Below are 13,448 nucleotides of genomic sequence, written 5' to 3'. Positions count from 1 at the left end.
TCACTCTTTAATTATTAGATTTTGAATTTTCTTTTATTAGACTATTTAAATTATCATCAAATACTTTGGTAGCATCGTATCCCATTGTTTTAGCTCTAAAGTTCATCGCAGCAGCCTCGACAATTATTGCCAAATTTCGTCCCGTTTTAACTGGTATATTAATTTTTTGGACGTCAACGTCAAAAATTCTTCTGGTTTCATCGCCATTACCTAATCGATCATAAGTCTTATCGTCAGACCAATTTTCCAAATGAACAATTAAATCAACCTTAGTCTTTGAACGAACAGCTCCTGCACCAAATAAATTCATAACATCAATAATACCAATCCCACGAATTTCCAATAAATGTCTTAAAATTCTTGGTGCTTGACCGACTAAAGTTTGTTCATCTTGTTGATAAACTTCTACTCGATCATCAGCAATTAAACGATGTCCTCTTTTGACAAGTTCTAGAGCAGTTTCACTTTTACCAACTCCAGAATCTCCAGTCATTAATACTCCTAAACCATAAACATCAACTAAAACACCATGCATGGATTTTCTTTCTGCTAAATTACTTTCTAAGTAATTTGTCATATTACTTAAGACTCTAGAAGTTGTTAACTTTGAACCTAAAATTGGAATATGTTCATTTTTAGCAGCTCTAATTAATTCATCAGGAGGATCAAGTTGTGTTGAAATAACAAAAGCTGGCGTTTCAGGATGACACATTTCATTCATAACTTTATATAGTTCTTCACTTTTCATCCCCTTAGCGTAGGACGTTTCAGTGATCCCAAGTAATTGAATTCTCTTTGCTGGATAATAGTTAAAATAACCAGTCAGTTCTAAGCCTGGTCTTGAAATATCACTTGTTGTAATGGGTCTATCTAAATATTCTTTTCCATAAAAAATATCTAAATGTGTGTTTTCAACTAAGTCAGCAACGCTAACGTTATAAGTCATAATTCTACCTCCCATGTTATTATCATTTTACCATTTTAAGCAGTATCTTTTAATCTAAATGTTTATAAACAACAAAAAAAGAGTAGATGATTATAAACATCTACTCTTTTATTTTAATATTTATTTCTATCTGACTGATTATCAGAAATCACTATATTACAAATTGACATTATAATTGAAACTAAAATTGCCATGCCAAATGAATTAAAGTGAAAACTAGCACCAACAATATAAGAAGTCATTTCCAACATAAAAGCATTTAGTATTATGCTAAACAATCCTAATGTCAATATATTAATTGGTAATGAAAGAATAAATAACACTGGCTTAATCAACGTATTTAAAATTGCCAATACAAATGCGGCAATAATTGCAGTCGTAACGCTAGCAACATAAAAACTACCTTGAAAGAAACCAGCGATCGCCATAAATAACAAGGTATTAACTAGCAATCTACTCCAAAATCCCATAATAAGGACTCCTTATTTTTTATGATCAAACTCTTGAACATCTTTTAAATTTTTACGATTACTTTTATTATCTTTTTTCTCTTCACGGTTTGTATACTGCTGTGAACGATTAAACATATCTTCAAAAGAACTAGTAACTTTTTGGTCATTAGGAATTAAAACTACAATAATAACGTAGGCAAGTAGACCAAATAAAATATGTCCTGGATAAATTGTCAAAATTGCAAAAATAATTCTAACAATTCTAGAATCAATTCCTAAATATTCAGAAATTCCACCCAAAGCTCCAGTTAACATTCTATCTGTTTTTGATCTTGTTACTTTTTTCATTTATATACAACTCCTTTGAATTAAATATTTAACCATTTTTTACAGTTAAATACAACAATCTTATCTAATTATCTTTAAATAAAACAACCCCTAACTCATTAGGTGAATCGTTGTAAATTGCTGATTCTGTGATTTTAATACGATCATTACGATTGACTATTTTTAATCGACAGAAAGTTGGTGATGAAAGGATTGCCTCATAAAATTCACTATCATTATGAACCTTTTGATTATTAACTTCAATAATTAAATCGCCTATTTGAACATTCATTTTAGTGGCTGGTGTATTAGGCCTAACTCCAATAACTCTTAAACCATTTACAGCATCAGAAAACCACTTTTTAGAATTACGATCATAATTTTTAATCCAGACTATCGAGCCCAAATATATAAAAATTAAAATTGCTAATAAATATAATGTAACAATTGGCAAGAAATAACTGATAATTGTAAAAACAAATCCTAAGACACTTATTTTAATAACATTGTTACCTAGTTTAATAGAAAGTTCTCTAGGAACATTTTTAAATATGTTTATCTTAATACCTAATAATACTGGTAAGAAAAATAACGTAAAAGATTGATTATTGAAATTAAAAACTGGCCAAAAAGAAATCAGTTTGTGAATTTGATCTCCTGGAACTAAAACAAGTAATGGAATTACTGAAATTTCATTTAACACATATCCAGCAACCTTATTACCTCGTTTATTTCGAAAAACTTCTGGAGTATTATACTTACCAATAAAGAATCTAAAGAAAATTCCCGATAATAATATTATCAGACTAAGCAAAAACAAAATATTTCTATTATCAGTCATTGACATGTTAACAGGAAAATCCCATTGATTATCAAGTAAATTAAACAAATCGATCACTATCATGACAACAGTGGTCAATCCAGCCATAAAAATAGGATAGACTTTATTAGGAACTAAAAGGAGATTCAATAAAAGCAAAACTTCATATATAAAAATCCAGATATTAGGTATAAATGTTCCTATAAAAGCTGAAATAATTGAACCAATTGTTCCTAAAATAAAGAAACTAATTATAAAATGCTTAATTTCAAAGTTATTTTGATAAATAGATGTATTAAAATTATTACGTTCGCGAGAAATTCTTTTACGATAATTTAGATATGTCTTTATGACTCCAAGCCATAAAACTGGTTGAATCAAAATTGAAGATATTATTATTATATAACTCATTTACTTACTCCTAATTAGTTGGGATTCTTTTTACTTAATTTCCATTGTAGATATGAATTGATAAATGTATCTAATTTGCCATCCATGACATCTTGAACTTTAGCAGTTTCATATCCAGTACGATGGTCCTTGACCATTGAATATGGGTGAAAAACATAGGACCTAATTTGAGACCCCCAACCAATTTCTTTTTGTTCTCCTTCAATTTGTGCTTTTTGCTCAGCTTTTTTTTCTTCTTCTCGTTCATATAATTTAGATTTCAACATATTCATCGCAGTTTCACGATTTTGTATTTGTGAACGTTGAGCTTGACTAGCTACCACAATTCCTGTAGGTTCGTGAGTAATTCTAACAGCTGATGAAGTTTTATTAACATGTTGGCCACCAGCACCACTAGCACGAAAAACATCAATTCTTAAATCAGCTGGATTAATATCAATATTAACTGATTCATCTAATTCAGGCATCACATCAACTGAAGCAAAAGATGTATGACGACGACCAGCAGAATCAAAGGGTGAAATTCTGACTAGTCGATGCACACCCTTTTCAGATTTTAGATAACCATAAGCATTTTCACCAGAAATAAGTAAGGTTGCAGTGTCAATTCCAGCAACTTCGCCGACCTGATAGTTTAGCGTTTCTAGTTTGAATCCACTTTGTTCAGCCCATCGGGTATACATACGTAACAACATCATCCCCCAATCATGAGATTCAGTTCCACCAGCACCTGGATGAATTTCTAAAATTGCATTATTACTATCATATTTACCGTTCAACAACATCCCTAAGCGATATTTGGCTAAATGCTTTTTCGTAGCATCTAATGATTTTTCAAATTCTTCCACCATAGCAACATCATTATCTTCTTCTAGTAACTCTAAATTAACTTCTAAATCATCACTTTGTGAGGATAATGATTGAAAATTGTCGTATTTTTTCTTTAATTTATTATTATCATTAATAAATTGTTGTGCATGATTAGGATCATCCCAAAAATCTGGTTCAGTCATTTTGGCTTCATTAATCTCAATCGTCTCATATAAAGAATCTAAGTCAAAGTGACCTCCTAAAGCCATTGATAGCTTTTTTTATTTTAGCTAATTCATTTTTTGCATCAGTTATTTCCATTTAATTAATCTCCTTAATAAAAAAGCGGTAATGGAACTATTGAGTAGCCCATCTCCGCCTTTTTAAAACTATCTTTCAATGTTTTGTCTAATTTCAGCCTTCATAAATAATCTTGTTGCATCATAATTAATATCTGAAACCATTTCTTCAAACATTTGGTAACCTTCACGTTGATATTCAACTAATGGATTTAATTGACCATAACCTCTTAAACCAATTGATTGTCTCAATTGATCCATTTCGTCAATATGATCAGTCCAATGTGAATCAACAACTCTTAAGATAACAACCTTTTCGAATTCAAGCATTTGAGAAGGATCGTATAATTGATCTTGTTTTTCTTTATAAACTTGTTTAGCAAGATCCATCAAAGTATCTTTAATTTCATCAGCAGATTTATTTTCTAAATCACTTAAACTAATACGGTCAGGACTAACTAAAGCACTAATAGCAAAGTCTAGAATAGTATCTAAATCCCAATCTTTCTTATCACCTTGAGTATGCAAGTTAACAATTCGATCAACTGTACGCTTAATCATTGGCATAAGTACCCATTCAAGCGATTTGTCTTCTTCAATAACTTGATATCTTTCTCCATAAATAACATTACGTTGTTGTCTCATAACATCATCATATTGAAGAACTTGCTTTCTAGAATCGTAGTTATTACCTTCAACACGTTTTTGAGCTGATTCAACTTGTTTAGTAATCAATCTACTCTTGATAACAGCAGATTCTCCATCTACTTTCATGCTTTCCAAGAAATTCTTAATACGATCAGAACCGAAACGACGCATTAAATCATCTTCTAGTGATAAATAAAATTGTGAAAGGCCTGGATCTCCTTGACGACCAGAACGACCACGTAATTGATTATCAATACGTCTGGATTCATGACGTTCAGTTCCAATAACAGCTAGTCCACCTAATTCAACAACCCCAGGTCCAAGTTTAATATCCGTACCACGACCAGCCATGTTAGTAGCGATTGTAACAGCATTCTTTTGACCAGCATTGGAAATAATATCAGCTTCTTTAGCATGATTTTTAGCATTAAGAACGCTATGAGGGATTCCTTCTTGAGTTAATCGATTATCAAGATATTCTGAAGTTTCAACCGCAACAGTACCAATTAACATTGGTTGACCTTTACTGTGTAGATCCTTAATTTTCTTAATTACGGCATCAAATTTTGATTGTAGTGTTGGATATAACAAGTCTGGTTCATCAATTCTAGCAACTGGTTTGTTAGTTGGAATTGAAATAACGTCCATATTATAAATTTCTCTAAATTCATCTGCTTCAGTCTTAGCAGTACCAGTCATACCAGCCAGCTTGTGGTACATTCTAAATAAGTTTTGGTATGTGATGTTAGCCATTGTTTTACTTTCTTCTTGGATTTCAACACCTTCTTTAGCTTCAATAGCTTGATGTAATCCATCAGAGAAACGACGGCCTTCCATAATACGACCAGTAAATGAATCAACGATTAATACTTCGCCGTCAGAAACAACATAGTCCTTGTCTTTAAGCATAATATAGTTAGCACGTAAAGCTTCATCCAAATGGTGGGTTAAAGCTGTGTTATCAGTATCATACAAGTTCTTTAAGTTGAAGTATTTTTCAGCCTTTTCAATTCCTTGATCTTTCATTGCAACTGTCTTAGATTCTAAATCAATTTTGAAATCGTCTTTATCTTTTAGAGTCTTAGCAAATTGATCAGCTTGTTTATATAGTTGTGTTGAACCTTGAGCTTGTCCTGAAATAATCAATGGAGTTCTCGCTTCATCAATTAAAATGGAGTCAACTTCATCGACAATCGCAAAGTTTAATGGGCGTTGAACCATATCTTCTTTGTAAACAACCATATTATCACGTAAATAGTCAAATCCAATTTCACTATTAGTAGAATAAGTAATATCATCGTTGTATGCTTTACGCTTATCTTCAGCACTCATTTCAGTCAAGTTAACACCAACTGTTAAACCTAACCAATTATATAATTCACCCATTTGTTCAGCATCACGTTGAGATAGATATTCATTAACAGTAATAACATGAACACCTTTTCCAGAAATTGCATTTAAATAAACTGGCATAGTTGCAGTTAAGGTCTTACCTTCACCGGTCTTCATTTCAGAAATGCTACCTTCATGTAAAACAATTCCACCCATAATTTGAACGTGGAATGGGGTTAATCCTAGAACTCTAGTAGCACCTTCTCTAGCAACAGCAAATGCTTCAGGTAATAGATCATCTAAAGTTTCACCGTCTTGATAACGTTTTTTAAATTCAGGGGTTTTAGCTTTTAAATCATCATCACTTAATTGACGATATTCATCAGCATAACTATCAACTTTATCGGCTAATTTACTTAGTCGTTTAATATCATGCTTATCACTTTCAACCCATTTTTTCAAAATGTTAGGCATTGATAAATTCCCTTCTATAATTTTAAATTATAAATTTCATCCGATTTTTAACTAATATATACTTTACTATCTTAACATTTTATAGCAGTTTTTAAAAATAATTTAATAATTTATATTATCTAGCTAATGTTAATCCTTGAACACTTTTAGCACCATTTGAAATTAATAAGGAATAAGCTAAACGCATCGTTGTTCCAGTAGTATAAACATCATCTACTATAATTAGATCTTTATCAATGATTAAATTTTTCATATTATTTTTAATAACAAAAAATTGTTTAGTCTTAATGCGATCTATTCTACTTTGAGTAGAATGAGTAACCTTTTCATCATACTTAACTGATAATATATCAGAATATTCAATTCCATCTAAAAAGCCCTCAACTTGATTAAACCCTCGCCTTTTTAAAGTGCTTTTGCTCACCGGAATTGGAACTACTATCTTATCAGAATTCAATTCTTTTTTAAAATAATTTTGAAAAATCTTTCTTAAACGATAATCGCCATTAAATTTATATCTTTGCATATATTCCTTCATCGAATCATTATAATTAAAAAATGATTTATTAATTAAACTATTATCTAAAGCAAGCCACCTTAAACAATCCGAACATTTTTCATCTTCAAAATCTCCGGAACGACCACAAATAATACAACGATGATTAGAATTAATTAGCTCAAATTTATTAAAGCAACTTTTACATAATAAATCATTAGATAGCTTTTTAAAGCTAAGTAAAAATCCCAATGTTAACTCTTTATTTAATGGGGAATCACAAAAAAGACATTTTTTCATAGAAGTTTTCTTCCTAACTTATTCATATATTTTATTTGCTTAATAGCTTTTTTAATGACGTTGGTGTAATAATGGCTTAAAAATATAACATCCCCATAAGGACGTTCGTTCTTACGGCCAACTCGCCCCGCAATTTGTACCAAGGCTGAAGTGGAAAATAAATCATCTTCTGCACCTAAAACAATTACATCAATTCCAGGAAAAGTGACTCCACGTTCTAAAATAGTCGTAGTTATTAAAAATAAAACTTCGTTATTTCGCATTCTTTGAACTTTCGCTAACCTTTTTTCATCAGTTGAATGAACTGTATCCCACAAAGATGTATTAAAATATCGTTCTAATGCTTTAGAAATGGGCATCAAATCCTGAACTCGTGGTACAAATAATAAGAATCGTTGTTTTTGTTCAACTCTATTTTTAATTAAATTAATAAGTTTCTTAGGTAGTTTATCCTTTTTAAGTTTCATTCGCCAATCACCAATAAATTTATTTTTAATTTCAGGTAATAAATGGCGATGAAAACGTAATGGTAGATAACTTATGCTCAGTTGTTTATTATTAACTAATTTTAAGAGATTATCTGTTGGTGTCGCAGTTAAATAAAGTGTACTTGATTTTTCTTTGCATGCATTATTAGCTGCAAAATGTAAGCCTTCATCAGCTACGTACGGAAAAGAATCTACTTCATCAATGATTAATACATCAAAAGCGTTGTAAAATCTCAATAATTGATGAGTAGTGCAAACAGTAAGTTGACAGTAACGATATTCTTCTGTTTGTCTTCCATGTAAAAGAATCATATCAATATTATTAAAAGCGGCCTTGATTCTGGGAAAAAGTTCAATGCATACATCCACTCGTGGCGATGCAATACAAATTCGTTTTTTGTCATTAATTGCACTCTCAATTCCTGAAAATAACATTTCAGTTTTACCAGCACCTGTAACTGCCCATAAAAGATGTTTTTCATTATTATGAAAAACATCAATAATCTTTTTGGAACATTCAATCTGTAAATCAGTTAAATTACCATCCCATGTAAGAATATCTTCTATTTTTTCAAAATTATTTGGTTCAGATAAATAATACAACTTATGATCACTGCTCACTCGACCTAAGTTAATACAAAGTGGGCAATAGTATTGATTGTTAGGTAAGTAAGATGAATCTTTATCGCTAGTTTGTCCACATCGTTTACAATAGATATGGTTATTGTTAATCTTAATTGGTGTATACTGTTTAATTTTGGAATACTTTTTTATTGATTGATCAATATCATATTCATCAATTTGTCTTCCATATAAATCTTCTAAAGTTTTTATCATAACTAATCACCATATTTTAAATACGAAAAATATAAATAATGAGGTTTATCAAAAATGAAAAATGATTATTTAACAATAAAAAAAACTGGGTCAAATGAATTAGAAATTAAAAAATCACGTTTTATTTGTAATATTGCTAGAATTGATAGTGAAGAAGATGCTACAAAATTTATAAATGAAGTTAAAGCTGATAATAAAAAAGCTACACATAACTGTTATGCATATGTAATTGGGCAAGATGACCATGTGCAAAGAGCCAGTGATAACGGTGAACCATCTGGCACTGCAGGTGTTCCAATTTTAGACGCTATCAAAATGATTGGCATTCATAATACTGTGGCAGTTGTAACTAGATATTTCGGTGGCATCAAATTAGGTGCTGGCGGATTAATTCGTGCTTATAGTAATGCTACAACCAAAGCAATTGAAAAAGCCGGTGTTATTAAAAAAGTTCTCCAAACTGAAATTAAACTAAGTATCAATTATGCATTATTTGATCAACTGAATTACCATTTAAAGGAAAATAATGTAAATATTATTGATACTCAATATACTGATAAAGTAACAATTATTATATCAATTGATAATAATGAAGTTGATGAATTTAAACAAAAAGTTATTAACTTATTAAATGATAATGTAACCATGGTTAACGGTAACGAGAAATATTTTGAGATTGACTTTAATCCATATGAAGATATTAAAAAAGATTGATTCTTAACGAATCAATCTTTTTTAATGATTACTTTTACTAGTATTTTCTTTTACAATTTTTTTAATTAAATTTAAAAGTGGTTGACGCCCCTTACCGGCCAAATCAATTGATTCAACAAAAAGTTCTAAGCCAATTAATGTGGCAATTGTTAGTAAAATCGAACCCCAAACTGTTGAAATTGGATAAAGTAATGAAATAAACGAAAAAATTAAAGCAATACCATAAATTACTAAAACTGTTTGACGATGCGTTAAGCCAATTTGCATTAAGCGATGATGTAAATGTTTTTTATCGGCGTGTGAAATTGATTGTTTATTAAGCATTCTTCTTAGAATAGCATAAATAGTATCAGTAATTGGTACACCTAAAATAATTACCGGAATAATAACTGTAATAAAAGTAGCGTTCTTTAGCCCATTCAATGAAAATACAGCAATCATGAATCCAATAAACAAAGAACCTGTATCCCCTAGATAAATTCTAGCTGGAAAGAAATTGTATGGTAAGAAACCTAAACAAGATGCTACCAATGCAAAAATCATAATTGATACATATGTATTACCCACATTAAGGAAAAACATACCTGTAATTCCCATTGTTGTTAATGCAATTACAGCAACTCCAGTCGCTAAACCATCTAATCCATCAATTAAGTTAACAGCATTAGTGATTGCCAAAATCCAAATCCATGTTAATGGTAAGCTAAACCAACCTAAGCTAAAAGTCCCTATAAATGGTAAAGTTATCAGATTCATCTGAACATTGCCCAAAAAATATACGGCTAAAGCAGCAATACTAATCCCAAAAACTTTTTGCCGAGGTTTTAACACCCAAATATCATCTATAATTCCGGTTAAAACAATAATTGCTCCTCCGGCAAACATTCCATATAATTGATGCGTTGGCATTTGCTTCCTAAGTAAAAAATTAGTCGCAAATGTGTAGGAAATAAATATTGCCAACCCTCCCATAGTGGGCATTGGAATTTTATTCATTCTTCGTTTATTTGGGTCGTCGATTGCTCCCCATCTAAAAGATAATTTTCTAATAAATGGTGTTAAAACAGCTGAAATTATTAAAGTCGCAAACAAGCAAACGATTATTTCTAATTTTAACATTAATCGTTTTCCTTTCAATTTAAGATGTAATAACTAAATTATACAAATGTAATTAATTAAAAACAAGGTAGATGAAAATAAAAAAGGATTCCTATAAAGGAATCCTAGTTAATAAAGATATTTAATTACATCATGCCACCCATACCTGGTTGTGGCATTCCACTATTTCCACCATCATTTTCATCGGGCATATCAGCAACAACTGCTTCAGTTGTTAATAACAAAGCAGAAACAGATGCAGCGTTTTGCAAAGCAGATCTTGCTACCTTAGTAGGATCAACAACCCCGGCCTTAATCATATCTTCATACTCACCGGTCGCAGCATTGTATCCAACACCAGCATCTTTATTCTTTAAATGTTCAACGACAACTGAACCATCTACACCAGCATTGTGAGCAATTTGTCTTACAGGTGCTTCTAATGCACGTAAAACAATATTAACACCAGTTTGTTCATCACCATCAGTATCAATTGAACTAATATCTTTTAAGACATTAATAAAGGCAGTCCCACCACCAGGAACAAAGCCTTCTTCAACGGCAGCTCTAGTTGAATTTAAAGCATCTTCGATTCTGTATTTACGTTCTTTTAGTTCAGTTTCAGTAGCTGCACCAACGCGGATAACAGCAACTCCACCGGCTAATTTAGCTAAACGTTCTCTTAACTTATCACGATCAAAATCGGAAGTAGTAGTCTCCATTTGATTCTTAATTTCAGTAACCCGTTTAGCAATTTGTTCTTTATCACCAGAACCTTGGACAATAGTTGTATCGTCTTTAGTAACATTAACTTTGTTAGATTGACCTAATTGATCAATTTTAACATCTTTCAAATTAATCCCTAAATCATCAGTAACAAGGGTTGCACCGGTTAAAGTAGCAATATCTTGCAATTGTGATTTACGACGATCCCCAAATCCAGGTGCCTTTACTGCAACAACATTAAATGTTCCACGCATCTTATTTAGTACAAGTGTTGGTAAGGCTTCTCCACCAATATCATCAGCAATAATTAATAATGAACGACCTTGTTCAACTACTGATTGTAAAACTGGTAAAATTTCTTGAATATTATTGATCTTTTTATCAGTAACTAAAATGTATGGGTTGTCTAAATCGGCTTCCATTTTCTCATTGTCAGTTACCATGTATTGCGACATGTAACCACGATCAAATTGCATTCCTTCAACAACGTCCATTGTAGTATTAACACCACGAGAATCTTCAACAGTAATAACACCATCATTACCAACTTTTTCCATTGCATCAGCAATTAATTTACCAACTTCTGGATTAGCGGCAGAAATAGAAGCAATTTGTTCGATGTCATTCTTATTCTTCACTTCGTGTGACATCTTATGCAACTTTTCTACAGCAACTTGAGTAGCTTTTTCAATTCCACGACGAATACCAACAGGGTTAGCACCTGCAGTAACATTCTTCATCCCTTCATTTACGATTGCTTGTGTCAAAACAGTAGCAGTAGTAGTACCGTCACCAGCAATATCATCAGTTTTAGAAGCAACTTCAGAAACCAACTTAGCACCCATATTTTCAAAATGATTTTTCAAATCAATAGACTTAGCGATAGTAACCCCATCATTAGTGATATTAGGGTTACCTGCAGATTCCTCTAGTACAACGTTACGTCCCTTTGGCCCTAATGTTGTCTTTACAGTATTAGCTAGTTTATCAACACCCTTTAGCATTGAATGTCTAGCATCTTCAGAAAATTTAACTTCTTTAGCCATAATTATTATTCACCCCATAAAAAATATATTAACAAATCGCTTATTATTTTAATTATTCAATAACAGCAACAATGTCCTTATCATGTAAAATCAAATATGATTTACCATCATAATCAACAGAAGTACCAGCATATTTATCAAATAAAACTTTGTCGCCAATATTTACAGATGGTGATAAGGTTTTACCGTTTTCAAGAACACGTCCATCACCAACAGCAAGGACTTTTCCAGTTTGAGGCTTTTCTTTTGCATTATTTGCTAAAACAATCCCTCCAACTGTCTTTTCTTCTTCATTTTGTGTTTCAATAACAACACGGTCACCTAATGGTTTTAACATTGTTACTATCCCTCCATTTTTTATAACAAGAATTAGCACTTCATGATTTAAGTGCTAACGAACAAATACAATATATTATTTTTTTTGAATAAATGCAAGCTAAATGATTTAGTGAAAATAAAAAAATGACCCTCAAAAATAATTGAGGATCATTTTTTATTTTTAATTATCATAATGTTCAATAAAATAAATTAAGGTTTGTAATTCATTGGTTAAGTCTACATTCTGTACTCTTACGTTTGCAGGTGCAGACAAGCGTTTAGAAGTGAAATTCATAATACCTTTTGCACCACCACTAATTGCTTGATCACAAATTTGTTGGGCAACTCCTGTAGGAACAGTTAAAATAACCACATCTATTTGTTGCTCACTTAATTGTTTTTTCAGATACTTAACATCATAGACAGGGACACCACTCTGAACTGTATTAATCATATGTTCATGAATATCGAAAGCTGCAGAAATTCTAACGTTGCTATCTTTATGAAAGTTAAAGTTCAATAAAGCTTGTCCTAAATTACCTAAACCTACTAAGGCTACATTAGTTAAATGATCTTGATTTAGGATCTTTTTAAAGAACTCTAATAAGTTGTCAACATCATAACCATAGCCACGCTTACCAAGGGCACCAAAATAAGAAAGATCTCTTCTAATTGTTGCTGAATCAACTTGCACTGCATCAGCAAACATACTAGAAGAAATACGTTTTACTTTTGCATCATGTAATCCACTAAGATACCGATAATACATAGGCAATCTTTTAGCTGTTGCCCTAGGAATTTTCATGTCCAAATTTTTTCCCTCCCTGAATTAATACGCATAACGAATAATTATTTTACCATAAAAAGATAGTTTGTGAAATGATTTCCAAACTTTTAAAAAATACA

13 protein-coding genes are annotated in these 13,448 nt (G+C 31.2%); 1 reads left to right on the top strand and 12 read right to left on the bottom strand.

The window, feature by feature from the left end:
* Positions 1 to 7: 7 nt before the first annotated feature.
* The 8 genes from hprK to MOO46_RS00240 form a co-directional block, all read right to left on the bottom strand.
* Positions 8 to 946 carry an HPr(Ser) kinase/phosphatase gene (gene hprK, locus MOO46_RS00275; RefSeq protein ID WP_249511057.1) on the bottom strand — a complete coding sequence of 313 codons (939 nt, stop codon included), beginning with the start codon at positions 944 to 946 and terminating at the stop codon, positions 8 to 10.
* A 113-nt stretch (positions 947 to 1,059) separates the two neighbouring features.
* Entirely contained in the window at positions 1,060 to 1,416 is a 357-nt protein-coding gene (locus MOO46_RS00270; RefSeq protein ID WP_249511056.1) for a phage holin family protein, read from the bottom strand.
* A 12-nt stretch (positions 1,417 to 1,428) separates the two neighbouring features.
* The gene (locus MOO46_RS00265; protein ID WP_249511055.1) at positions 1,429 to 1,746 is read right to left on the bottom strand and encodes a PspC domain-containing protein; all 318 of its coding nucleotides are present in this window, start codon (positions 1,744 to 1,746) and stop codon (positions 1,429 to 1,431) included.
* A 64-nt stretch (positions 1,747 to 1,810) separates the two neighbouring features.
* Positions 1,811 to 2,956: a PDZ domain-containing protein gene (locus MOO46_RS00260; protein WP_249511054.1), complete on the bottom strand. Its 1,146-nt coding sequence runs from the start codon at positions 2,954 to 2,956 to the stop codon at positions 1,811 to 1,813.
* Positions 2,957 to 2,970: 14 nt separating this feature from the next.
* A protein-coding gene (gene prfB, locus MOO46_RS00255; RefSeq protein WP_249511053.1) for a peptide chain release factor 2 occupies positions 2,971 to 4,087 on the bottom strand; the annotation gives its coding sequence in 2 pieces (ribosomal slippage) (positions 2,971 to 4,014 and positions 4,016 to 4,087; 1,116 coding nt in all).
* Positions 4,088 to 4,155: 68 nt separating this feature from the next.
* On the bottom strand, positions 4,156 to 6,519 hold the full coding sequence (gene secA, locus MOO46_RS00250) for a preprotein translocase subunit SecA (protein ID WP_249511052.1): 2,364 nt from the start codon (positions 6,517 to 6,519) through the stop codon (positions 4,156 to 4,158).
* Between the two features lie 115 nt (positions 6,520 to 6,634).
* Entirely contained in the window at positions 6,635 to 7,315 is a 681-nt protein-coding gene (locus MOO46_RS00245) for a ComF family protein (RefSeq protein WP_249511051.1), read from the bottom strand.
* Positions 7,312 to 8,640 carry a DEAD/DEAH box helicase gene (locus tag MOO46_RS00240; RefSeq protein WP_249511050.1) on the bottom strand — a complete coding sequence of 443 codons (1,329 nt, stop codon included), beginning with the start codon at positions 8,638 to 8,640 and terminating at the stop codon, positions 7,312 to 7,314. Before MOO46_RS00240 ends, MOO46_RS00245 begins: the two co-directional genes overlap by 4 nt.
* Positions 8,641 to 8,694: 54 nt before the next feature.
* On the opposite strand from MOO46_RS00240, the gene MOO46_RS00235 reads away from it, so the two are divergent.
* The gene (locus tag MOO46_RS00235; RefSeq protein ID WP_249511049.1) at positions 8,695 to 9,354 is read left to right on the top strand and encodes a YigZ family protein; all 660 of its coding nucleotides are present in this window, start codon (positions 8,695 to 8,697) and stop codon (positions 9,352 to 9,354) included.
* 21 nt (positions 9,355 to 9,375) lie between these two features.
* Here MOO46_RS00235 and MOO46_RS00230 read toward each other — a convergent pair whose 3' ends face one another.
* The 4 genes from MOO46_RS00230 to MOO46_RS00215 all read right to left on the bottom strand — a co-directional run bounded on the left by MOO46_RS00230 (position 9,376) and on the right by MOO46_RS00215 (position 13,347).
* Positions 9,376 to 10,473 carry a glycosyltransferase family 4 protein gene (locus MOO46_RS00230; protein WP_249511048.1) on the bottom strand — a complete coding sequence of 366 codons (1,098 nt, stop codon included), beginning with the start codon at positions 10,471 to 10,473 and terminating at the stop codon, positions 9,376 to 9,378.
* Positions 10,474 to 10,598: 125 nt separating this feature from the next.
* The gene (groL, locus tag MOO46_RS00225; protein WP_249511047.1) at positions 10,599 to 12,224 is read right to left on the bottom strand and encodes a chaperonin GroEL; all 1,626 of its coding nucleotides are present in this window, start codon (positions 12,222 to 12,224) and stop codon (positions 10,599 to 10,601) included.
* A 52-nt stretch (positions 12,225 to 12,276) separates the two neighbouring features.
* Positions 12,277 to 12,561 carry a co-chaperone GroES gene (groES, locus tag MOO46_RS00220; RefSeq protein WP_249511046.1) on the bottom strand — a complete coding sequence of 95 codons (285 nt, stop codon included), beginning with the start codon at positions 12,559 to 12,561 and terminating at the stop codon, positions 12,277 to 12,279.
* Between the two features lie 162 nt (positions 12,562 to 12,723).
* Positions 12,724 to 13,347, bottom strand: a complete 624-nt coding sequence (locus MOO46_RS00215) for a redox-sensing transcriptional repressor Rex (RefSeq protein ID WP_249511656.1) — start codon at positions 13,345 to 13,347, stop codon at positions 12,724 to 12,726.
* Between the last annotated feature and the right edge of the window lie 101 nt (positions 13,348 to 13,448).

The sequence above is a fragment of the Apilactobacillus apisilvae genome (assembly GCF_023380225.1).
GTDB classification, from domain to species: domain Bacteria; phylum Bacillota; class Bacilli; order Lactobacillales; family Lactobacillaceae; genus Apilactobacillus; species Apilactobacillus apisilvae.
Note: the sequence above shows the minus strand (reverse complement) of the source record. Positions and strands in the feature narration are given on the sequence as shown.